Annotated in this window: 23 protein-coding genes; 9 read left to right on the top strand and 14 right to left on the bottom strand. The window is 55.2% G+C overall.

From position 1 onward, the window contains the following. The first annotated feature begins 489 nt into the window (after positions 1-489). Together F1728_RS16840 and F1728_RS16845 are read left to right on the top strand one after the other, a co-directional pair. Positions 490-1,773: an HD-GYP domain-containing protein gene (locus F1728_RS16840; RefSeq protein WP_155365072.1), complete on the top strand. Its 1,284-nt coding sequence runs from the start codon at positions 490-492 to the stop codon at positions 1,771-1,773. Continuing rightward, positions 1,770-2,543, top strand: coding sequence for a CPBP family intramembrane glutamic endopeptidase (locus tag F1728_RS16845; protein ID WP_149338357.1), 774 nt, complete (start codon positions 1,770-1,772; stop codon positions 2,541-2,543). Before F1728_RS16840 ends, F1728_RS16845 begins: the two co-directional genes overlap by 4 nt. 18 nt (positions 2,544-2,561) lie before the next feature. Here F1728_RS16845 and F1728_RS16850 read toward each other — a convergent pair whose 3' ends face one another. Then, a complete protein-coding gene (locus F1728_RS16850; protein WP_155365073.1) occupies positions 2,562-3,296 on the bottom strand; it encodes a hypothetical protein in 735 nt (244 codons plus the stop codon). Between the two features lie 58 nt (positions 3,297-3,354). Then, a complete protein-coding gene (locus F1728_RS16855) occupies positions 3,355-3,897 on the bottom strand; it encodes a DUF2617 family protein (RefSeq protein ID WP_155365074.1) in 543 nt (180 codons plus the stop codon). Between the two features lie 307 nt (positions 3,898-4,204). Here F1728_RS16855 and F1728_RS16860 point away from each other — a divergent pair, with 307 nt between their 5' ends. Together F1728_RS16860 and F1728_RS16865 are read left to right on the top strand one after the other, a co-directional pair. Further along, positions 4,205-4,603 (top strand): BlaI/MecI/CopY family transcriptional regulator, encoded by a 399-nt coding sequence (locus tag F1728_RS16860; protein ID WP_149338350.1) that lies wholly within the window; start codon positions 4,205-4,207, stop codon positions 4,601-4,603. Beyond that, the gene (locus tag F1728_RS16865; protein ID WP_155365075.1) at positions 4,604-4,774 is read left to right on the top strand and encodes a hypothetical protein; all 171 of its coding nucleotides are present in this window, start codon (positions 4,604-4,606) and stop codon (positions 4,772-4,774) included. It begins immediately after the preceding gene. 7 nt (positions 4,775-4,781) lie between these two features. Here the strand turns inward: F1728_RS16865 and F1728_RS16870 are convergent, their stop codons facing one another. Next, positions 4,782-5,711, bottom strand: coding sequence for a TolB family protein (locus F1728_RS16870; protein WP_155365076.1), 930 nt, complete (start codon positions 5,709-5,711; stop codon positions 4,782-4,784). 49 nt (positions 5,712-5,760) lie between these two features. Then, on the bottom strand, positions 5,761-6,672 hold the full coding sequence (locus tag F1728_RS16875) for a TolB family protein (RefSeq protein WP_155365077.1): 912 nt from the start codon (positions 6,670-6,672) through the stop codon (positions 5,761-5,763). Between the two features lie 301 nt (positions 6,673-6,973). Here F1728_RS16875 and F1728_RS16880 point away from each other — a divergent pair, with 301 nt between their 5' ends. Beyond that, positions 6,974-7,546: a VOC family protein gene (locus tag F1728_RS16880; RefSeq protein ID WP_155365078.1), complete on the top strand. Its 573-nt coding sequence runs from the start codon at positions 6,974-6,976 to the stop codon at positions 7,544-7,546. Between the two features lie 51 nt (positions 7,547-7,597). On the opposite strand, the gene F1728_RS16885 is transcribed toward F1728_RS16880, so the two are convergent. After that, positions 7,598-9,109: a sigma-54 interaction domain-containing protein gene (locus F1728_RS16885; protein WP_228030210.1), complete on the bottom strand. Its 1,512-nt coding sequence runs from the start codon at positions 9,107-9,109 to the stop codon at positions 7,598-7,600. Between the two features lie 419 nt (positions 9,110-9,528). Here F1728_RS16885 and ispD point away from each other — a divergent pair, with 419 nt between their 5' ends. Beyond that, positions 9,529-10,299, top strand: a complete 771-nt coding sequence (gene ispD, locus F1728_RS16890; protein WP_155365079.1) for a 2-C-methyl-D-erythritol 4-phosphate cytidylyltransferase — start codon at positions 9,529-9,531, stop codon at positions 10,297-10,299. A gap of 115 nt (positions 10,300-10,414) precedes the next feature. After that, positions 10,415-10,978, top strand: coding sequence for a hypothetical protein (locus F1728_RS16895; protein WP_155365080.1), 564 nt, complete (start codon positions 10,415-10,417; stop codon positions 10,976-10,978). Positions 10,979-11,041: 63 nt separating this feature from the next. On the opposite strand, the gene rpsU is transcribed toward F1728_RS16895, so the two are convergent. The 8 genes from rpsU to F1728_RS16935 form a co-directional block, all read right to left on the bottom strand. Continuing rightward, positions 11,042-11,239, bottom strand: a complete 198-nt coding sequence (rpsU, locus tag F1728_RS16900) for a 30S ribosomal protein S21 (protein WP_144980715.1) — start codon at positions 11,237-11,239, stop codon at positions 11,042-11,044. 254 nt (positions 11,240-11,493) lie between these two features. Next, positions 11,494-12,402 (bottom strand): FAD-dependent thymidylate synthase, encoded by a 909-nt coding sequence (thyX, locus tag F1728_RS16905; RefSeq protein ID WP_155365081.1) that lies wholly within the window; start codon positions 12,400-12,402, stop codon positions 11,494-11,496. Between the two features lie 171 nt (positions 12,403-12,573). Further along, entirely contained in the window at positions 12,574-13,638 is a 1,065-nt protein-coding gene (locus F1728_RS16910; RefSeq protein ID WP_155365082.1) for a Gfo/Idh/MocA family protein, read from the bottom strand. 107 nt (positions 13,639-13,745) lie between these two features. Further along, a complete protein-coding gene (locus tag F1728_RS16915; protein ID WP_155365083.1) occupies positions 13,746-14,570 on the bottom strand; it encodes a class I SAM-dependent methyltransferase in 825 nt (274 codons plus the stop codon). Between the two features lie 26 nt (positions 14,571-14,596). Beyond that, positions 14,597-14,998 carry a GtrA family protein gene (locus F1728_RS16920; RefSeq protein ID WP_194242406.1) on the bottom strand — a complete coding sequence of 134 codons (402 nt, stop codon included), beginning with the start codon at positions 14,996-14,998 and terminating at the stop codon, positions 14,597-14,599. A gap of 35 nt (positions 14,999-15,033) precedes the next feature. Then, positions 15,034-15,909 (bottom strand): glycosyltransferase family 2 protein, encoded by an 876-nt coding sequence (locus F1728_RS16925; protein WP_155365085.1) that lies wholly within the window; start codon positions 15,907-15,909, stop codon positions 15,034-15,036. Between the two features lie 9 nt (positions 15,910-15,918). Next, a complete protein-coding gene (locus F1728_RS16930; RefSeq protein WP_155365086.1) occupies positions 15,919-17,628 on the bottom strand; it encodes a hypothetical protein in 1,710 nt (569 codons plus the stop codon). 149 nt (positions 17,629-17,777) lie between these two features. Beyond that, positions 17,778-17,936 carry a hypothetical protein gene (locus F1728_RS16935; RefSeq protein WP_155365087.1) on the bottom strand — a complete coding sequence of 53 codons (159 nt, stop codon included), beginning with the start codon at positions 17,934-17,936 and terminating at the stop codon, positions 17,778-17,780. Here F1728_RS16935 and F1728_RS16940 point away from each other — a divergent pair. Both F1728_RS16940 and F1728_RS16945 read left to right on the top strand, forming a co-directional pair. Further along, positions 17,919-18,263: a VOC family protein gene (locus F1728_RS16940; protein WP_155365088.1), complete on the top strand. Its 345-nt coding sequence runs from the start codon at positions 17,919-17,921 to the stop codon at positions 18,261-18,263. The genes F1728_RS16935 and F1728_RS16940 overlap by 18 nt on opposite strands. Continuing rightward, on the top strand, positions 18,260-19,306 hold the full coding sequence (locus F1728_RS16945; protein ID WP_155365089.1) for a Gfo/Idh/MocA family protein: 1,047 nt from the start codon (positions 18,260-18,262) through the stop codon (positions 19,304-19,306). The genes F1728_RS16940 and F1728_RS16945 overlap by 4 nt, the downstream gene beginning before the upstream one ends. A 174-nt stretch (positions 19,307-19,480) precedes the next feature. On the opposite strand, the gene F1728_RS16950 is transcribed toward F1728_RS16945, so the two are convergent. Then, positions 19,481-21,112 (bottom strand): response regulator, encoded by a 1,632-nt coding sequence (locus F1728_RS16950; RefSeq protein ID WP_194242407.1) that lies wholly within the window; start codon positions 21,110-21,112, stop codon positions 19,481-19,483. Positions 21,113-21,129: the final 17 nt, after the last annotated feature.

Raw genomic sequence — 21,129 nt, forward strand, 5'->3', positions numbered from 1 at the left:
ATAGTGGAGCGGGTGCCTGATTTCAATCCCTGCTGATCAGGACACGCTGTGATCGATAAAAGTTCTATATTTTGCCTTAGCTGACAGGCACCATTCCTGCAATTCTATGCTCGCCAACAAAACAACGACAAGTAGACAGAGGAAAAAATGCTGCTTAGTCTCAAATCGGCGTCCTGATCACCGGAAATTGAGTATTTCTTACAATCCCTCTATCCGGATGTGTGGATCGGCAGACAGCGGCGTGTCAAAGATTGCCTGCGCAGAAGGGCAACTCTATCCCCTGTGCCCGTGGGTGCAAAAAACGAACTTCGTAAGTTGCTCACACAAAACACGATACAGCGTGGCAGCGGTCAGCTTACCCAATCTGAACTCAGGCAAACTTATCAATGCCTGTGACGCGGGAAGCCGATAAAACAGAGAGAAGGGGGAACCGCCTCCTTCGTATCCGAAAAGTAGACCCGTGATGAATATGTAATACGAGGGCACCCTGTGAACCATTCCACCAGATCTCTTCGCTGGCTCACGCCGACCATCCGTCGGGAACGGAATGAGTGGGAGGCGTTTTGTGCCCGCGTGAATGATGCAGAACCGCTGTCGCGGAATGCGGCGGTCCTGTCTTCTCTGCAGGATCAGTTTCGCGAACTGGATCAACAGAACCGGGAACTGAAAATCCCCGCACTGCAGCAGGAACTGAAACAACTGCAGGCGCGGGTGAATGTAATTCTGCAGCGGTGCAGACTTTATCTGGATGCGACCGCGGTTCGGACACTCTCTGCATCACAGCTCCCGCACCTCACACGGATTCTGGACTTCGTTCAGACCGAGCTGGTCTATTTGCGACAACAGCTGTTACTTTCACAGACGACAGTCCATTATCTCAAACAGCTGGTACTGGCGGCCGAAGATATCTGGACGCAGTCCTACTGTAACCCGAACTACCTGTTGAATCTGATTCGGAAGATTAAACACGACGATGCGCACCTGGATGATCCGGGGCAGTTGCTGTTTCTGTCACTGCGGGATATGGAAGCGGTGGCCCGCGAGCAGATTGCCCATCCGGATATTCTGATCTATCTGCGTGGGCTGGAAGTCGCGCGGTGCAGTTATTATGTGAGCCGCCAGATTCCGGCGTGGCGCGACAGCTGCGATCTGTTAATGATGGCCGGTATGCTACATGACCTGGGTTGGCTGATGCTGAATCCCCAGCTGGCGAAGAAAGCAGACGGCCAGGAGAATCAGAGAAATGATGAACGGGGCGAGCATCCGATTCTGGGAGCTGCACTGTTGGGGGGGCTGCGGGGCTTTCCGGGAGACTCGTACCTGTCTGAGGTCGTGGCTCAGCATCACGAACGACTGGACGGGACCGGCTATCCACGTCGGCTGCATACATATCACCTGGGCGAACATTCGCGGCGGATGGGAGTGATCTGCCGCTACCTTGAACTGAAAAACGATCGTCGGGAACTGACGGCCGACGGCATCCGTACCTGCGATGGGGAAGAGCTGGCCTTCGGTGCGGCTCTGCAACTGTATCGCGAAACCCTGCAAGGGGAATGGGATGCGAAGGTCTCGGAGCAACTGTTCCTGGCGCTGGATAAGCAGCTGCCTGAGGAACTGCACGAGGCAGATCGACACAACGATCCCTTTTCACTGAAACGTTTTCAAAGTTATCGACCCGATGCGGCGCATACCGAACTGGCGTCACCCCATTTTTCGCTGGATCCGGAATCCCGGTTAAAAGATTCTGTTACTGATCACCAGACTGAGATATGACACGTAAAAAGAACGCACCTGCAGAGACCATGACTCTGGAAAGTGACAGCTACTGGTTCGAAGCCCGGCAGCCCCTGGTCTGCCTGGTATTTCTGACGCCGTTGCTGCTGATCTATGAACTGGGTGTCCTCTCGATGGGAGGCAGTCAGCCGGAACTGATCCGCAATGGCGCGGATTACTGGATGCGGAGCTGGCTTTCACAACTGGGACTGACACAGACCTTTCTGCTGCCCTGCCTGATTGTGGGAACGCTGCTGGTCTGGCATTTGTGCTGCAAACATCCGTGGAAAGTTTCAGCGGAGACGCTGGTGGGGATGTTCGCGGAGAGTCTGTTGTTTGCCTTCTGTCTGATCGTGCTGGGTCAGGTGCAGGATCTGGTCTTTCAGCAGTTACCCTCGCCGGTCATGATGTTTATCAAACAGGAATCAGCTTCGCGCGTGGTCAGTTTTGTGGGAGCGGGCGTTTATGAAGAGGTGATGTTCCGGCTGTTGCTGCTGCCGATCTGTTATCTGCTGTTCCGGGGGATGATGCTGCAGGCGCGCTGGTCGGCGGTGCTGGCGATTATTTCCACGAGCCTGATCTTCTCACTGGCGCATTACATTGGTGCCACCGGGGATCAGTTTTCGGTATTCAGCTTCACTTTTCGCACGCTGGCGGGGTTGTTCTTCGCCGGCCTGTTTTTCCTGCGGGGGTTTGGCATCACCGTGGGTGCGCACGCGACCTACGATATTATCGTCGGGGTCATGATGCTGGAGATTACAGTCGAGTAAGACCGCGACCAGCCGGTTCTACCAGAAACTGTAGTAGCTGCCCCGTCCATAGCCGACATTAAAGCCGGACTGGAAGACAATGCTCTGATAGAGCGTGGGGCGATAAGGCCAGATTCCGCAGTAAGGACCGTAATACCCGCCGAAGTAGCCGGGATAATAGGACCAGGGGGTTCCGTAGTAGGAGCCCCAGTAGGGCGTGTAACTTCCCCAGAGCGGTCCATAGCTGCCAAGTCCACCCCAGACGCCGTAGCTGCTGTACGCCGGGTAATATGAGCTGGCGATCCCGGAGAAGGGGGAGCAGTAACAGGATGAGTACGAACCCCACGCGCCGCAGAACGGGCGATAATAGTAGCCCGAGTTAAAGTTATTCCCGTAATAAGAGTAGCTTGTACGCGGGTAGTAGTTATACCCGTAATACGCGGGGCGGTAGTAACGATACCCATAGGCGAACGATGAGTAAGGCCGATAGCGGTAGGTGTAGCGACGTCCGCCGTATCCGTAGAACGTGGAGCGGGCCACGGGAGGATAGGGGCGATACGAAACGGCGTTGTAGCGATAGCCGTTGTAACCATACCTGTTGTAGTGCGTACGACGGTATTGTGAATAGACAGACGAAGCGTGGGGATTGCGCTGATACGAGTAGCTGCTGCGATGCGCGGCTTCGGTGGAAGTGGCGCTGCAGAGAACGATCAGGCAGAGAACGGCGCTGAGTCGTTGCCACACGGGTCGAGAAAACAGTAGATCGCGTATCATGATTTCGGTTCCCCCGTCATCCATGACGTAGATCAGTCTGATCCCTTATGTTGATGTTTCAGAACTCGAACAGCGACTGCGTCTTCACCACGGCCAGTTCATCGGGGAAAGTATGAAAGGCGTGAATCAACAGGCTGTTCTGATTGGCTTCGTAATCGATGATGCTTAACGCACCGGGGGTCAGGCGGCTTTCGGAGATGAAATGATACGCCAGGTCGGCCCCTTGGGCATCCATCAGATATTCTTCGTGTACGTTTTTAAAAATGACGTAATCCAGTTCCTCAAGCTGATAGCTCACCTGGTAATACAGGCCGGACTCCAGCCGTACGGATTCAGAACGGCAGCCCCGCACCGGTTTTTCCAGCAGTCGTTTCTGGCTGGGCAGCGGATTCTGAAATGAAGTCAGAATCTCACAGACCGCGTGGCCCTTGTGCTGAATGCTGGCAATGTGGCCGGTTTCGCAGACGCGCAACGTGGCCGCATAGTCTTTCTGCAGAATGTCAACCGAGGCGCAGGTGGTGTAGAGCTCCGGGTGAATCGAGCGCCCAATTAAGCGAAAGATCAGGTCGTTTACTTTCGGTCTGGCGGAACGGACACTCATTGTTATGAATCCAGTGATTGGAACTGTCTGTCATATAAATACTTAGTATCAGAGACTGTCGGTGCGCCCGACAGGACCCGGGTGGTCTAAAACTCTGAATGGATCGATTCTAAGCGATCGGCAGACTAAATCCAAACATGCATTCCCAAGAAATTCAAAGTCGCCCCGAATTTTGATAAAGCCTGCATTGGAATTGACTTTGCTCGCCCGCAGGTTCTCTTCACAGCCCACTATCAAAGAAGGGGCTTGACTCACGTACAAATGTAATTAAACTGCGGCAATTACATTTGTACTTGAGGAGAGAGGCATGACGGAACGGCCCGCCTTATCGAAAGGCGAAATGGAAGTGGCCCGCGCCTTGTGGGATCTGAAACAGGCGACGGTCCGCGAAGTGTTTGAAACATTTCCCGAGTCGCGGGGCATCGATTTCACCACGGTGCAGACCTATCTGCGCAGACTGGAACAGAAGGGCTACATCAAGGCCCGGCTGGAGGGGCGAACCCGCGTCTATTCGCCGCGAATCAAACCCCGTACCGTAATTCGCGAAACAGTTGACGACCTGGTCGATCGTCTGTTTGCCGGCGAGGCGTTCCCGCTGATGCAGCATCTGATCGAAGATCGCCACGTCAGCCGTAAAGATCTGGACGCGTTAAAATCATTGCTGGATGAGTTAACGGAGGAGCGGGATGGCGGCAATCAGTCCTGAATGGATCAATCTCGTCTGGCAACAGGTCTGGCAGTGTACGCTGCTGGCGCTGATCGTCTGGCTGATCTGCAGAGTGGTGCGGATCAGGCGGGATTAACTTACCAGAAACAGAGTAAGCGTTGTTTTCTGCTGGTCATACCGTCCCTGCCCCAGGTTGGAGATAAAAAATAACTCAGTCTTACTCCTCCGTCCCGCTGACGTTGAAGACGAGGCTCTGTCCGTCGGGGCTGAAGCAGACGTCGCCGATGATGTCGCCTTTGACCTGGATGTCGATGGGGGTGGGGGCTTTATCTTCCGCGGGATTGAACTGCATGAGTTTTCCCGGCCGGGTTCCCGATCCGAAGACGATGCGGTCTCCCTGCGGATCCCAGGCCATGTCGGCATAGGGGGCTTTGTCACTGTTGAAGTGCACCTTATAACCGGCGTCTTTGCCGGCAGCGTTGATCGTGGCGATGTCGTAGGTGCCGTTGTCTGACCTGCGACCTTTGAAGCAGAGCCAGTTGCTGTCAGGCGACCAGGCCATGTTCCAGTAGATGCTGTTGTAGGGCGCATCGCCCAGGGAGAAGAGGCTGATTTTTGTGCCTTCGATCAGATCATAGACCTGGATGGTGACGCCCCCGGGGCCATAAAAAGTGTAGGCGATTTTTCTGCCATCCGGGGACCACTGTGCGCCCCAGCTATCCGGGACGATCAGTTCCCGACTGGTGCCGTCTGCGTGCATCAGGGCGGCGCCTCGTGGTGAAATGCTGGAGCAGGCTATGCGGTTTCCGGCGGGTGACCAACTGGGCATGACACCTGAGCCGATTACGTTCAACTGGCTGCCATCCGCGTTACAGATCATTACCTTTCCGTCCGAGAACGACTCTCCCTGCTGTGATTTGCGACCGTCAAAGGCGAACTTCGTTCCATCGGGCGAGAAGACCGGAGAGCCGGCGGTATGGTATTCACCGGGCACAAGGAACAGTTTCGCTGCGCCTCCCTCTGGTGAGACCTGATAAAAGCGCACGCGTTTGACGTTCGTTTTTTCGTCCGCGTAACTGGAGTGACCAGCCTGGCAGATGAGGCCGATCGTACAGATGAGTGTCAGCAGTTTGGGAAAGGAGTGCATCTGATTCTCTCTCTGTGATTACAGGGTCTGGCAGATAAGCAGGCTCTCGCTATTTATCGCGGGCGTTGAACAGCAGCCGCTGACCGTCGGGCGAAAAGGTGACGTCGCCGTTGATGTTTCCGTCCACGGTGATGTCCAGCGGCGTGGGTGGTTTGTCCTCCGCGGGATTGAATTGCAGCAGTTGTCGGGGTGAGGTCGGGGAGCCAAAGACGATCTGGTCTCCCCGCGGCGACCAGGCCATGTCCTGGTAAGGAGAGCGTTTACTGTTGAAATGAACTTTATAGCCTGCCTTACTGCCGGCGGTGTTGACGGTGAGGACATCGTAACTCCGGTCCTCAGCCCGTCGGCCCAATATGCAGATCCAGTTGCTGTCGGGTGACCAGGTCATGTTCCAGGTGAAACTGGCGTAAGGATTGTCGTCTTGGGGAAAGAGTTCGGTCGTCGTGTCTTCAATCAGGTTATAAATGCGGATGTTGTTGCCGTAGTAGTAGGCGATGCGTGTTCCATCGGGTGACCACTGTCCGCCCCAGCCTCGCTCAGCGATGATTTTCTCATTAGTGCCATCCGCGTTCATCACCGCGACACTATAAGGGGGTTTGGAGAAAGCAATGCGGTTCCCGCCGGGTGACCAGCTGGGCATTGCGCCGGGACCGAGGACCTTAAAGTCAGAGCCGTCTGCGTTGACGACCATGATGTGGACATTCGAGAAACTTTCCCCCTCCTGCGATTTCCAGCCATCGAAGGCGAGCTTTTGACCATCGGGAGAAAATACGGGTGAGCCGGTGTTGTAATAATCCTTTGCGACGAAAAACACCTGGGGATCTTTGCCCTCGGGGGAGGCGATATAGAAGCGGGTGCGGTTGGTCTGCTTTTTCTCATCCGCGCGGGACTCAGAATCGGGAGTGAGAACGAGAGTGAGACAGATCAGGCAGCCGGTGAGCACGGGCAGTATAGATTTCATCTTGGATCCTTTGCGAAATCACGATAGTCATATTTTCAGGCAGGCGGTGTTCAGCTGTTATAGCATTTCCCGGAAGTGGTTCAACGAAAAAATCATAGATCGGCGGGTGTCGTTGTGGGGTGTAGAACGAGTCTGCCTGAAATCACAAGATCAGTTTTTGAACTAAGTGGGGAATTGAGTTAGTTTTGCAGAAAGGGATGAGCTCGGCTTGAGGTCTGCCTCAGATGCAAGTAGCCTGATGTAATAAAGACCTGCGAGGGGAAGAGTGGGTCTGATCTTTTTTTAATTCAGGAGTTGCTTGATGAAGAATTCCAGTTTTGTGAATCGCGAGCTGATCTGTACGACGTTGATCGTGTTCATCGTCAGTGGGATCGCCGCGTGGGCCGCCAGTAGCAAGACTGTGCCGGATGTCGAATATGCTAAATCCACCGTCGACTTTGGGATTGTGGTCAGCGACCTGGAGAAATCTCTCGAGTTCTATAAAAATGCCCTGGGCATGCAGGAACGCGAGATGTTCGCAGTGACTCCCGAAATGGGAGGCGACTCGGGTCTGTCTGATTACCAGGCGTTCAAAGTGTATCCCCTAGTACTGGCGAATGACAAAACGGCAACCAACGTCAAACTGATGCAGTTCAAAGAGGCACCGGGTAAGAAGGTCGACAACTCCTTCATCCACTCATCACTGGGGGTGAGCTACCTGACGCTCTACGTCAAAGACATGAATGCCGCTCTCGCACGGGCGAAAGCTTATGGCGTCAAGCCGATTGCCAAAGGACCGATCTCACTGCCGGAAGGTTTCCCTAAAGGGGTTTACCTGGCACTGGTTCGCGATCCCGATGGCAACCTGGTCGAACTGGTCGGTCCGAAGAAATAATCGATCTCCAATCCAGACGAGCCAACCATGATGACACTCAATTGAGTGTCATCATTTTTTTGTGCTCATGCCGTACTTCTTCATTTTGTTGTACAGCGTGACGCGGCTGATGCCCAGCGTTTTGGCCGTGTTGGTGCGGCTGTAGTTGTTCTTGAACAGAGCCTGCTCGATCAGTTCTTTCTCGGTAACCGCGACCTGATCGCCCAGTCGTTCGGAGTCGCTCTGTCTCTGGTGACCCAGGATGACCGACGGATCGTTGGTTGGTCCGGCCTGTCCCATGAGAATGTGTGTCGGCAGATTTTCTCTACGTAAGATACCGTCGCGACAGTAAATCACGGCACGGCGAATCACGTTTTCCAGTTCACGCACGTTGCCGGGCCAGGGGTAGGCGTGGAGTGCGTCGAGGAATTCATCGTCGATGCCGTCGATCACAATATTGTGTTTCGTCGCCATCTGTTTGACGAAGCCTGTTGCCAGCATAATAATGTCTGACTTGCGACGACGCAGCGGAAGGACGTCAAACTTCAGCATGTTAAGACGATAGTAAAGGTCCGGTCGGAATTTGCCCTGTTCAACCAGCGGTTGCAGGTCCATGTTGCTGGCCACGACGAGTCGTGCCTGGTTGACGTGTGTCTTATTGGAACCGATCGGTTCGAACTCGCCGGTTTCGATGACCCGTAACAGTTTGACCTGCTGTTCGGGACCGAGCACATCGATTTCGTCCAGCAGAATTGTACCCCGGCCGGCAGCGAGAAACTTCCCTTCCTTATCGGCGTGAGCACTGGTAAACGAACCTCGGGTGTGACCGAAGAGTTCACTTTCAATCAGGTCGTTGGGCAGAGCACCACAGGCGACGTTCAGGAATGGCTCATCCCGGCGGGGAGAGACTTCGTGAATCAGCCGCGAGAGGTAAGTTTTGCCGGCTCCGGTTTCCCCGATGAGCAGTACGGTGACATCGTGCTGAGCGGCGATTTCCAGTTCGTTGAGCATGATCTTCATCTCATGCGAACTGGTTTCAAAGCGACGGGTAATCCCGTGCAGAATGGATGTGTCCGATTCCAGTGGGATCTCCTCCTGTTGACTGTTGCGTCGGGAACCAGAGGAACTGCCTCGACCAGCACCACCGCCGGTTGATGCGACGGGGTTCCCGCCCGCGTTCATGGACATGGTTTCGCTGACCAGTACTTTTTCTTCCGGGTTCAACAGTGAGTCGATGTCGAGCAGCAGTTCCGCTTCGCTGGCAAAGCCTCTGATGTGTTTCAGGGTGCCGCAGGCGACTCGACGTTCGAGGATTTCCGGACATTCCTCCTCGGTCAGCATGATCAGCTCGGTTTCGGGAGCGTGGCGTTCAATCTGCTCGAGCAGATGATCTTCCTGGTGTCCACCTGAAATCAGGAACCGCAGATCGACGAGAATGGAGTCGATCTCCTGTTCCCGGCAGTTGGCCAGGCAGTCTTCCAGAGTACTGCAGATGATCAAATGAAATGTTTTCTTGAAATGTGCCAGGATCTGTTGCTGAAGGACAGTATCGCGTGTGACGAGAATCAGTGTAGGCAGTTCCATAATGACTTTCTCTATTTCCAGATGACCAGGTGGTAACTCAGGATGTTGAACCTCGATCTGGTGTTAACACGGTGAGCGTGTCTGACCGAAGTGCTTCTGTTTTTAAACAAATGCAATGCCAGACTGTTAAGGAATTCAGACGCACTCTGTTTAAGTGACTGAAGTCAAACAGCTTGAGAAAAGTAAAACTGTCTGGAATGCCTGGGTAAGGCACCGTGGTCTGTGGTGAAAAGGCATCATGCAGCGCGCGTGTTGTTTTTTGACAACGGTTGCGGGCTGCTGATGGCAGGGATCGTAACGATTTCAATGGGAGAGGGTGAAATTGGCAGGGGCGCGCTATTGGATGATGATTTACGGCTTGTTAAACTTCAGAAACAGCAAGACGGTTTCATGTCAGTAACATCAGAGAGGATAGTGCAGTGGCAACGTTTGCAGTCATCCTGGCAGCAGCAGGAAAGAGCAGCCGGTTTCAGTCGAAGGGGGCGGAGATCCTGGGATCGGGTCCGCAGAAGAAACCCTTTATGGATCTGAAAGGCCGCGCCGTCTGGGTGCGTTCGGCGGAGATCTTTTCCAATCGCGAAGATGTGAAGCAGCTGATTATCTCGGTCTCCCCGGATGATATTGAATGGTTCAAGCAGAAGTTCCGTCCGAACCTGGCGTTCATGGATATTGAAATCGTTCCCGGAGGAGAGGAGCGGGCGGACTCAGTACAGAACGCACTGGCTCGTGTGAAAGCCGACATCGATTACGTGGCCATCCACGATGCCGCCCGACCACTGATTACCGATAAGTGGGTGGGAGAACTCTTTGCGGCGGCAGAGAAGCACCACGCTGTCATTCCCGCTGTGCGGGTTTCGAGCACACTCAAGCGGGTAGGCAAGGATCGGCAGATTCAGGAAACGGTCGACCGCACCGATCTCTGGGCAGCGCAGACGCCGCAGGTATTTCAACGGCAGATCCTGCTCGACGCCTATGCGAAGCGGGGTGATTTCCAGCCTACCGATGAAGCACAACTGGTAGAACATATCGGGCAGGCGGTGACGATTGTGGAAGGTTCTCCCCTGAACCAGAAGATCACGACGGCCGCCGACTTCAAAATGGCTGAAGCTCTGGTGAATGCCCTGCCCAAACCCAAGGGAATTCAGGCCCTGCATCCCTTCGCGGATGAGGAGCCGCGGGGGATCCTGTAAGCCGCGGATGTGAGTTTGGTAAAACTTATGTGAAGCCGTGGTTTCTGTTTGAGCTTCTGAAAGGGGCGGGTTAGACTTGAACCGCGTGATCCCCCGTTCAATAAAGGATGAGACCATGAGTTCTACCCCTGATGCTCCCGAAACACCCGATTCCAAACCCGCTCCCGCAAAGAAGAAAGTCAGCACCCAGCGGCGGATTATTTCCTGGGTCTTCATTCTGATTCTGCTGGGCGTGGTACTCCTGGAATGGCGGGCGAAGACCTCGCAGGCGAAGACGTTCGACAATCTCGACGCTGCCAGGGAAGCCGCGGGAAGATCAGGGGAAGTTCCTTTCGAAGACTTCCAGGCCAGCATGATTCAGGGAAGCCCTTCCGAGGAACTGGATGAATCAGGGGCGATTCTCAAGCTGTACCACTATCGCTGGGGAGGCGTCTTCAAGACATACCATCTGCGGATGCTGGTGGACAATGATGGCCAGGTGATTGTATTCGATACCGCTGCCGAAGGAAGTTCGGTTAGTGGGATGCCCCGGATTTCGAAGGAGAGAATGGATGCTTTCGTGAAGGGCCAGAAGGAGTACGTGAAGCAGAAGGCGGCAGAGTCAGCCGAGGCAAAGGCGTCGAGAGACAAGCAGGCTGCAGAAGAAGCCGCGGCGGCCGAAACGAAGTCGGAGAATTGAGGGCGCACAAAAAAACGCATCCGAAAGGGGATGCGTTTTTTGTGTATTGTCAGATCTCAGTGATTACTGATTGTTCTGCAGACGGGAGAGACGGGCACGCCGTTCTGCACGTCGTCTGTTTCTTCGGTTTTCATCGCTGGGCTTTTCGTAGTATTCGCGGCGACGCATTTCTTTTTTGATACCAGCGTGTTCAACAATCTTGCGGAACCGTTTGACTGCCTCCTGAATAGATTCGTTTTCTCGTAACCGAAGCTTAACCACTCAAATCACCTTTTCTTTTTCCTGATTTCTGTCATTGTCTGGTTCACAGATCCACTCAAATCGGGATCTACTTAAGTATCAATCGGTCTCATCTGAGATGAGAATTCAGACGAATTCGACTGTAACGGGTCGCACAAAGGGACCTCGCGCTACAGAGCGGGACCGATAAAGATAACAAACCCATCAGGTTCTGCAAAGCCAACCGCGGAAAATACTCGATGAATTTCCTGCAAAAAGTGTTCAGACGAGCACGTCTATTCGGCTTTGAGGATCCCCATCCGTTCCAGTTTGGACTGACATTCGTCCCGTTCCCGGCTGCGTTTGAGCGATTTCCAGGTCTCATCCTGCACTTCGAGGAAGAGTTCGGAAGAGAATGGCGGTGCCAGCGAATCGGTGGCCGCCTTGGCCATGAGGCGTTCGATGACCCCTTTATCAAGGCGTGTCAGGAACATGGCTCCCTGGCGATAGTCTTCAAAAGCTTCCCAGACGACGGGGAACAGGGGTTTGACGATCTGTTCGCCAATGGCCCGTGAGTACTCCTGGATCTCCCACTGAGCGTGCGAGTCCATGCGTAAGCTCAGGAAGTGAATCAGGTTATGTAAATCGATTTTCCAGTAGGCTTCGGTATAAGTTGCCAGGGGAAGGTCTTTGCGAGCCTGTTCACGGGCGACACCGGCTTCAAGGCGGGCTTCGTAGACGGCGCGGGCCTTTTCCTGGAATTCGGTTTCTTCCGCAGTCAGCTGAGCGCCGACATCCTCGGGGAGAGGGGCGTCGCTGCCCTGCCGGTTCGAGGTGGCCTGGGTCCGCCATTCGCCGGGAAGCGTGGTCTGGGCGGAGTCGATGGCGACCGAGTAACGGGTGCTGTATTCGTTGACGTTGGCGGTCCGGTGCCGGATCCACTGGCGCCAGCAGTCCATCGGGACACGCACGAGGAACTTCAATTCGGCCATTTCGAAGGGTGTGCTGTGACGATGACGCATCAGATAGCGGATCAGCGTGCGGTCGTCGGAGACGCGTTTGGTCCCTTCTCCGTAGCTGACGCGGGCCGCCTGGACAATTGAGCTGTCGTCGCCCATCACGTCGACCAGGCAGACAAACCCGTCATTGAGAACAGGAACTTTTTTCCAGCGAAGCTGTTCAACGAGTTCAGACCGCTCCGTCATCGGAAACACTCCCAGCAAGTATCAAAAGAGAATTGAAATATGAGATCAGGGGCAGGCAGAGGCATGTAATCTGCCAACAGCCATTTATAGTCAAACGGGCGTTTAAACGACACCGTACCGGCGGCTGAGTCTGCCAAAATCGGCAAAATCCCGCCGGAATCGTATTGGATCTCAGTAAATCGTGAGGCGGGACTGGATGTCCACCGTCCGGTTTTCCCGCGAGGATTTGAGGGCGGCGAGCAGGATTTCGGTCACATGCCGGGCCGTGGCGGCGTTCGACAGCGGGGGCTGGATTCCCTGGCGGATGCAGGCGGCCCAGTGCTGGTGCGAATTCTGCACGGGATAGGTCGAGAGGTCGATTGACTCTTCGACGAGCGGGAGGTCTTCATTGACGTCCGAACTGGGGTAAAAATAACTGAGCAGTTTGGGCTGACGACAACTGACGATTTTGCCCCGGGTGCCGTGCACAGAAAATTCGTAGGTCCGGGCGGCATCGCACCAGCCGGTCTGCGCGGTGCCGAGGGCTCCGTTTTCAAATTCGAGGATCATCGACGCCGTGTCTTCCAGGCGGGTCGGCTTGGCGACGGTCGTCAGTTTCGCGGTGATTGATTTCACTGCGCCCACGGTGCCGACCAGGTTCGCGATGGCGTAGACGCCCATATCGAACAGAGCGCCGACGTCGGCCTTGTCGGCGTCGAAGAACCAGAGGTCGTCGGACGGCTTTTCTTCGAGGATCTGTTGAATGCCGGCGTAATAGACTTCGGGTCCCCCATGGCTGGCGCGGGCCTGGGCCGAAGAGATCGTGCCGAGTTTGTCATCCTGAATATAGTTGCGGGTAGCCAGCACCTGCGGGTTGGACATGTAGGGGAGGGCGAGCACCGTCTGGTTGTGGTTGGCGGTCTCTTCCACAAACGCATCGGCTTCGTCCATCGATGTGCTGAGTGGCTTCTGCATAAAGACATGCTTGCCAGCCTGGATGGCTTTGATGCCCCATTCGACGTGCAGCGGATGGGGGAGGGCGATGGCGACGGCGTTGATGCGTTCGTCGTCGATGATGTCCTGGTAATTGTGGGTCCATTCGAGAACGTTAAACTTGCGACAGAGGACTTCGAGGCGGGACTGTTTGCGGCCGGCGAGCATCAGGACGTCGCAGTTGCTCACGGTCTGCAGTTCCGGCAGATGCATTTTGGCAGCGATGCCTCCGGCTCCGATAATGCCGACTTTCAATTGTTCCATCACAGTCTCCTCATACCACGGTCACGTTGAAAACTCAGAGGATTTCAGTGTCTTCATTTTCGCTGTGGCTGTAAAGGATACAGGGTTACCGTGCAGCGGAGAATTTCTCAATCAAGAGTGGAACCGGGCTTCTGGCCGGCGATGATCAGATTCCAGGTCAGTCGGTTCAAGAGCCAGGCGGGCAGGTGCTCCAGACAACTGTCGGTCCAGCAGGCCAGTTTCGCACAGGGCGTGGTGAGCCACTGCGGAGAGAGGGGGACTTCGGCGAAGGGGGTTGAAAACAGTCCCTGGGGGCGCAGGCGGATGTCAGTGAGACCGGCGCGGCTGCAGGCAGCCTGGAGTTCGGCTGACGAGAGTTCCCGTTGATCGGAGGAGTAGTTCGCGTCAATGCGTTTGCGGATCATGCGGGCGAAGGAGATCACCGGGTTGGCGGGCTGCGGTTCATTGGCGACGAGCCAGCCTCCTGGTTTCAACAGTTGGACCAGCGCTGCGAGTGTCGCGTCGAGATTGTCGAGGTGGTGCAGCAGGCCGATGGCAAAAATCAGATCGAACGACCGGCCCGGCTGGAACTCCTGAATATTCTGTGCCACGAATTGAATGCCCGGGCCCCCGTTGTGCGCGCGGGCATATTCAATCAGGTTTGTTGAGTAATCGACGCCACAGTAGTCGCCGATGTGGCCTTGCAGGTATTGCGCGGCGAAGCCCGCTCCGCAGCCGACTTCCAGTACCGTCGCGTTTTGTGAGAAGGGGACGGCCTGCAGGGTTTGCAACAGACGGTGACGCCGCGCAGCGCGCGAGGCGGGGAGCAGGTCCTTACGACAATACTCGCCTGCGATGCGGTCGAACAGTTCCCGGTCACGCGTGGCATGTTCTGTGGGCTGCTCTCCTGCGGGGAGTCGATTCAAGTTGTCAGACGGGCTTTGATCATTCATGATTCAGCGTGACGGACCTGCTTTTCTCAGGACGGACGATTCTGGCCGAAGACAAATCTGCCATACACAAAAAACTTCAGTATAAACGAGGTCGCCAGGACGGTGATCACGCGGATGTAATAATTTGAAAATCCGACTGCACTCAGCGCCAGCAGGCTCAGATATTCCAGAAGACGAAACGAGCCGTTGGTTAATGCAAAGTGCAGGAGTTGCCTGGCGAGGGGCGTGTCTGTAGAGAGAAACACAAACCAGCGGCAGCCGGCGAAATTTAGTGCGAAGGCGGTCAACAATGCGCTGGCGAACGCGAGTGCTTCGGGAACCCCGGCATAGAACAGTCCGTAGGCGATGCTGAGGTTCGTGGTCAGACTCACGATGGTCAGCAGTGCGAATCGGGTTGCTTTATGGGGAAACCTGTGGGCAATGGACACGGTACTTTTCTCAACAGAAACAGGAAAATGGGTAACTACTTCTGGCAGCGTTTATCGATCATATCTGCGAGCAGGGCGAAAAACGCAGTGTTCATGCCGAACATCAGCAGCATGACCGATTTGTCGGTGATGTTCTGTAAAACGAATACGTCGTAACAGATCGAAATCGAAAAGGCGATCAACTGAATGACAGCAAAGGGGCCGAAGACTTTGAGGGGGGCGAAATAGACGCCCAGGCGGATAATCAGCTGCAGGAAACGGAGGGTATCGCGGATGGGTTGTATTTTGGATTTGCCGATCCGGCGGGCGTAGCCGATCGGTTCGTAATGCACGGTGTACTGGTTCGTGAGATGGGCGAGCGTAATCGTTGTGGTGAAACTGAACCCGTCCGGCAGCAGTCCCAGAAACTTTTCTGCGAGGCTGCGGCGAAAGACGCGGAGCCCGGAATTCAGGTCGGGGATGTTCCGACCGGCGATCCAGGAAGCGTAGTGCCTGAGGAAGAATTTCGGCAGTTTTCGCAGCGTGGAATACTCGACGTCATCTGCGGTGCGCGAGCCGACCACCATGTCGTATCGATCCATGTGTGCGAGCAGGTCTTTGATCCGTGCATTGGGGTAGGTGCCGTCCGCGTCGGTTATCACGATCCAGTCATGGCTGGCGTGGCGGATTCCTGTTTTCAACGCAGCGCCGTAGCCCTGGTTCGTTTCATGGTGGAACAGCTTGAGATCGGGGTGTGTTTCGCGGAGGGCCTTGAGGGCTGCGGAAGAACCGTCGGTCGAGCCGTCGTCGACTACGATCAGTTCGTGCGGTCCCGTTTCGGCCAAGATGGCTTCCAGGTCGACGATCGCCGCCGGCAGCGCTGCGGCTTCGTTATACAGGGGAACGATGACGGTGAATGGTTGCAGTGACATAGGCCTGGTTCAGCGCGGCGGCTGTTCTTTCTGTTCCTTGTGGTGCGGGTGATCGGAATAGCGCTGCAATTCAGGAGAGGCTGCATCGCCGTCCACGATCCAGATGGTGCGGTCCTTGAAGTAATCGAAGAGTTGCTGATTTTTATCAGGTTCGAGGACCCGAGCCCAGACGACTTTGGCGCCGTCGATGTCAGCCCGGTTATAAATCCATTCTTTGTGTACGCTGTGATTCTGGTGATAGTTGACCAGCACCAGATGCTTGCCGGGTGTCGACTGCAGTCGTTCAAGGATCTGCTGACGGGCGCGGGCCCACTGATGAAATTCCGCGACTGCAGTCGGGAGGGCCCCCGAGGCGGCGCTGGCGATGGTGGTCAGAGCAGTTAATAAGAGGACGGTTGCGATCAATGCGCATCCCACGGGGCGCCAGTGGTGTTTCCAGACGGCCACGTAGCGTAGGCACTGGACCTGAAGTAGAATCAGCAGACAGCCGATAGGAGCTAGGTAGTGCGGGTGCCCGGAGGTGTCCTGGGCCAGAACTCCCGCGATGACCAGCGCGGAGGTGCCGACTGCAAACAGATTCGCCCGGTTGCGGAAGAGTGCGCCTGCTCCCAACAGGCAGATCAGACCGACCACGTAGGAACCCGTATAGACGAGATCGAATTTCAACAGCTTGACCGGCAGCGAGAAACGGGTGCTGTCGAATTCATGTTGAATCAGCTGGTTCGCGGGCGAGGCGTCGAGATCGTAGCTGTAGATCGTGCGGAACCGTTTTTCCGCGTCGGGTTTTTCCTTGCTGGAGACGAGAATGCCATCGAGGGAATGGGGCCAGTACTGTTCGATCCAGATCTGGTATGGGAATTTCAATGCATTCCCCGTCACGCGGAAGTTGTAATAGCCCATCCAGAGAAAAGCGGGGAGCAGCACCAGAAGCATCGGTAAGATGCAACGCAGCAGGACGACGCGCCACCCCGGTGAGTTGCGACCGATGAGCCAGACCAGCAGAACGAGGGCCACGGGGATCGCTGCCAGCAGGCCTTCATAGGGTCTGCTGTTCGCGAGCAGCACAAGACCTATGGCGAGCGCGAGGGACGTGAAACTGCGCGGCGCTTGTTTCAGACGGGGGAGTGCCCCGAAGAGCAGGGCACCGCCGAGCAGAGCGACCTGGCCTCCCCAGTAGGAGAGTCCCCAGCCGGTGAGGAAGGACGCATTCAGCGCGGCGAGAAAGCCGCCATACATGGCCCAGCGTCGTGGGACCCAGCCGCAGAGCATCCAGAAGATGGCAGCGCAAGCAGCGGCCATGCCGAGCCAGGCACCAGCAATCGGATAGCCGGTCGTGGCTTGTCCCAGAGCGAGCAACAGTCCCTGTGCGGGTGGATATTTCGCCTGGTATGTGGGCTGTTGAATGATGTGAAAGCTTTCGAAATGTTCCCACTGGGAATGTGTGGTGTTGGTCAGTTGGCCGGATGCAAAAGTATCTGCAGCGAGCAGGTAAGCGAACTCGTCGTGGACCATGGGGGCAGGAATGCGGATACAGAGACCGATGCCGAGTTCCAGCAGCAGGGTCAGACAGAAGAAGAACAGGACACCCCGGGTGACACTGTCTTTAAAGCGGCGCATGAGCCAGCGGAACGGTTTCAGGATCGAGACCGTCGGGTGCGGGCTGCAGATGGCAATCGCGATGGCGCAGCAGACAATGATCAGTGGTAAGAGGTTATTCATGAGTGTTGGCTGTGGTCACGGTATCCGGGAGAAGCGGGATTTCGCGGCTGTCTTTCGTCGAGGAGAGGAGAAAATATTGTGCGGGTCAATCAAGAGGGATGACAAGAGGGGAACAGGGACTTTTGCGGTAATCGAACAGATCATGTGTTTCAGGTGCGGGCTGTGATGTTGCCGAAACGCATCATTTCCGCAGCATCCCTTTGATCGGACGCATCGGTGCCGGTAGAATCAATGTCTGCGAACCCGGCTGCCTGAAGCCGGTTCGAAGTCCCCCAGCTTAAGGAGCTGCCATGCGAGAGTTTCATCATGTGGGTGTGATTACCGACGATCCACAGCCAGGCGAAATCTACGTGGAAGAGACAAAGGTGTATGTCACCAACCCGAATGAGCATCCTTATAAAATCGAATATCTGAGGTTCGAGCCCGATACGCCGGTCACCGGACCGGTTCGATATCAGCCGCACATCGCCTTTAAGGTGCCTGATATCGATAAAGAAATAGAAGGCTTGCACGTTCTGCTGGGACCGTTCCAGGCAATGGAGAATCTGAAAGTGGTTTTTGTGTTGATCGATGGTGCCGTCTATGAATTCATGGAGTTCTCAGAGGGTACCGAATTTGGAGAACTGACATCATGACGTTGTTACGTGGTTACCTGTGTGTGGCTGTCTGTCTGATCCTTTGTTGTTGTGTGACGCAGGTCACATCTGCGGAGGAAACAAAACCGTTGAAGATCGGCATCATCGGCCTGGATACTTCGCATTCGAGTAACTTCACGAAAATATTGAACAGCGCGGAGCCGAAGTTTCCCGAGTTCAAAGCCTGTCGTGTGGTCGCCGCTTATCCGCAGGGGAGTCGAGACATTAAGGAGAGCGTGGAATCCGTTCCCCAGATCACCGAGCAGGTGACGGCGCAGGGAGTGAAGATCGTACCCAGTATTGAAGTGCTACTGGACGAGGTCGATGTGGTGCTGCTGGAAAGTAACGATGGTCGCGTGCACCTCGAGCAGGCACTGCCCGTGCTCAAAGCGGGGAAGCCTCTGTTTGTCGACAAGCCGGTCGCCGGTGATCTGACGGATGTGATTGCCATTTACGAAGCGGCGAAACAATACAAGACACCGGTTTTCAGTTCCTCATCACTGCGGTACACCGATGGTGCGAAGAAGATTAACAGCGGTGTGGTGGGGGAGATCATTGGTTGTGATGCCTTCAGTCCCTGTCCGATGGAAAGTACCCATCCCGATTTTTACTGGTATGGAATTCACGGCGTTGAGACGCTGTATACGATCATGGGGCCGGGTTGTGAAACGGTGGTCCGCGTCAATACGCCGAATACGGATCTGGCTGTGGGGACCTGGGAAGACGGTCGGATCGGCACGTTCCGCGGACGCCGAAAAGAGAACAATGGCTACCAGGGAGGTTATGGTGGGACCGTCTACGGGAGTAAGGGGATTGCTCCGATTGGCAGTTTCAGTGGATACGAACCGTTGCTGGTGGAAGTGGTGAAGTTCTTCCAGACCGGCAAGGCTCCGGTGAGTCCGGCGGAGACGCTGGAGATCTATACGTTCATGTCAGCTGCGGATCAGAGTAAAACCAACGGCGGTCAGCCGGTGTCGCTTAAGGACGTGTATCAGCGGGCACACCAGGCTGCGTTGAAGAAACTGGCGGCGATGAAGGACTAGGTAGCGTTTCTTAATTCCGGATGGTATAGACCAAAGACGTTTCAACCGGGGCTAACTCCCTGCGGCTAATTGGTCTTTATTGCAGTCAATGTTCCAGAATTAAGAAAAGCCGGTTCACCCTGCGAGTGATTCAGGGTGACTCGGCTTTTTTATTGAGATCAGCTTCACGCCTTGTCAGGAAAGGCAGAGTTCGGAGGGCTCGGAGATTTCAGAGATCATCGCGACGAGTTGCCGACGATCGATGGGTTTGGTGATGTGATTGTTACAGCCGACGGCCAGACATTTCTCCCGGTCGCCTTCCATCGCGTTGGCGGTGAGTGAGATGATCGGGCCTGTGTAACCAACGTCGCGGACTTTACGTGTGGCACTGTAGCCGTCGAGAATAGGCATCTGCATGTCCATGAGGATCACATCGAAGAGTGCGCCTCGTTCCATCTCCTGGATCGCGGCCTGGTAAGCCTCTTCACCATTTTCGGCCACACTTACCTTGGCGCCTGCTTTCTTAAGGATAAAGGAGATCAGCTTCTGGTTATCCGGACCGTCTTCTGCCAGCAGGACATGTTTCCCACGCAGCGGAAACTCTTCTTCCGCAGACGTTGTTTTATTGTCTGCTGCAGCTGTCGCCGAAATTACATTTGTATCGAGAAGTTCGTGGAGCAGTTCGATTTCAGCCAGGCTGCCGGTCCGCACGGTTGCGGAGAAGCGGGAACCCTGGTTGAGTTCGCTCTGAACGGAGATGTCACCGCCGAGGATGTTGGCCAGTCGTTTGCAGATGGTCAGTCCCAGTCCGGTTCCCCCGTACTTGCGGGAGGTGGACGAATCGGCCTGGCTGAAGGGACGGAACAGATTTGTCATCTGCGCTTCCGACATGCCGATACCCTGGTCGACGACCGTAAATTGGATTTGAGGTTCTTCGTATGGTGCCTGCAGGAGTTCCGTTTCCAGACGAATCGTGCCGACTTCCGTGAACTTAATCGCATTACCAATGAGGTTGATCAGAATCTGGCGGATGCGGGTCGGGTCGGAATGGATTTGTGCGGGCAGAGGGAACTTGAAGTCTGTTTCGAGCTTGAGCCCCTTGGCTTCGGCGCGGACCTGCACGAGTTCCATGACTTCTTCCACGATGGTCTGTGGCGAGCAGGCGATGGATTCGACATCGAGTTTGCCTGCTTCAATTTTGGAGAGGTCCAGAATGTCGTTGATGAGTTCCATCAGGTGACCGCCGTTGCGGCGGATGGTATCCAGAGAATCGAGGAACAGTTCCGGCATCTGGTGTGTGCGGGCTTCGAGTTCCAGGATTTCTGTGTAGCCGAGAATGGCCGTCATGGGAGTACGGATTTCATGGCTCATGTTGGCCAGGAAGGCGCTCTTGGACTGGTTAGCGGCTTCGGCCTGTTGTCTGAGATGTTTCTGTTCACGCAGGAGGTGAATTGCACGGATGGCGTTACGGACCCGCGCCTTGATTTCCGATTCGGTGGCCGGTTTGGGGATGTAGTCGAAGGCACCCTCTTCAAAGGCGCGGGCAATTCCTTTGCCATCACTCTGTGTCGTGACCATGATGACCGCGATTTCTTCCGCCTTGAAGTTATCACGGACTTCGCGGAGGACGTCAAATCCGTTCCGGGTCGGCATTTCCACATCGAGCAGCACGATGTCTGGTTGCAGTTCGATGATTTTTCGCCAGCCATCCTCACCATCGACGGCCGAATAGATCGTGTAACCTTCGGGCGTCAGGGCTTTGGAGAGGATATGTCGTACGACTTCTGAGTCGTCGACAATCAATACCTTGGATTTACGATATTTCATGTTTCTGTTTTCTTTTG

The organism is Gimesia benthica (assembly GCF_009720525.1).
Lineage (GTDB): Bacteria > Planctomycetota > Planctomycetia > Planctomycetales > Planctomycetaceae > Gimesia > Gimesia benthica.

Bases quoted from the DNA above. Each gene is read 5' to 3' on its own strand.
- F1728_RS16940 (WP_155365088.1), top strand. From the start codon at position 17,919: ATGCGAGAGTTTCATCATGTGGGTGTGATTACCGACGATCCACAGCCA.
- F1728_RS16860 (WP_149338350.1), top strand. From the start codon at position 4,205: ATGACGGAACGGCCCGCCTTATCGAAAGGCGAAATGGAAGTGGCCCGC.
- F1728_RS16915 (WP_155365083.1), bottom strand. From the start codon at position 14,570: ATGAATGATCAAAGCCCGTCTGACAACTTGAATCGACTCCCCGCAGGA.
- F1728_RS16895 (WP_155365080.1), top strand. From the start codon at position 10,415: ATGAGTTCTACCCCTGATGCTCCCGAAACACCCGATTCCAAACCCGCT.
- F1728_RS16870 (WP_155365076.1), bottom strand. From the start codon at position 5,711: ATGCACTCCTTTCCCAAACTGCTGACACTCATCTGTACGATCGGCCTC.
- F1728_RS16885 (WP_228030210.1), bottom strand. From the start codon at position 9,109: ATGGAACTGCCTACACTGATTCTCGTCACACGCGATACTGTCCTTCAG.
- F1728_RS16865 (WP_155365075.1), top strand. From the start codon at position 4,604: ATGGATCAATCTCGTCTGGCAACAGGTCTGGCAGTGTACGCTGCTGGC.
- F1728_RS16945 (WP_155365089.1), top strand. From the start codon at position 18,260: ATGACGTTGTTACGTGGTTACCTGTGTGTGGCTGTCTGTCTGATCCTT.
- thyX (WP_155365081.1), bottom strand. From the start codon at position 12,402: ATGACGGAGCGGTCTGAACTCGTTGAACAGCTTCGCTGGAAAAAAGTT.
- F1728_RS16850 (WP_155365073.1), bottom strand. From the start codon at position 3,296: ATGATACGCGATCTACTGTTTTCTCGACCCGTGTGGCAACGACTCAGC.
- F1728_RS16845 (WP_149338357.1), top strand. From the start codon at position 1,770: ATGACACGTAAAAAGAACGCACCTGCAGAGACCATGACTCTGGAAAGT.
- F1728_RS16935 (WP_155365087.1), bottom strand. From the start codon at position 17,936: ATGATGAAACTCTCGCATGGCAGCTCCTTAAGCTGGGGGACTTCGAAC.
- F1728_RS16910 (WP_155365082.1), bottom strand. From the start codon at position 13,638: ATGGAACAATTGAAAGTCGGCATTATCGGAGCCGGAGGCATCGCTGCC.
- F1728_RS16950 (WP_194242407.1), bottom strand. From the start codon at position 21,112: ATGAAATATCGTAAATCCAAGGTATTGATTGTCGACGACTCAGAAGTC.
- F1728_RS16930 (WP_155365086.1), bottom strand. From the start codon at position 17,628: ATGAATAACCTCTTACCACTGATCATTGTCTGCTGCGCCATCGCGATT.
- F1728_RS16925 (WP_155365085.1), bottom strand. From the start codon at position 15,909: ATGTCACTGCAACCATTCACCGTCATCGTTCCCCTGTATAACGAAGCC.
- F1728_RS16855 (WP_155365074.1), bottom strand. From the start codon at position 3,897: ATGAGTGTCCGTTCCGCCAGACCGAAAGTAAACGACCTGATCTTTCGC.
- F1728_RS16880 (WP_155365078.1), top strand. From the start codon at position 6,974: ATGAAGAATTCCAGTTTTGTGAATCGCGAGCTGATCTGTACGACGTTG.
- F1728_RS16875 (WP_155365077.1), bottom strand. From the start codon at position 6,672: ATGAAATCTATACTGCCCGTGCTCACCGGCTGCCTGATCTGTCTCACT.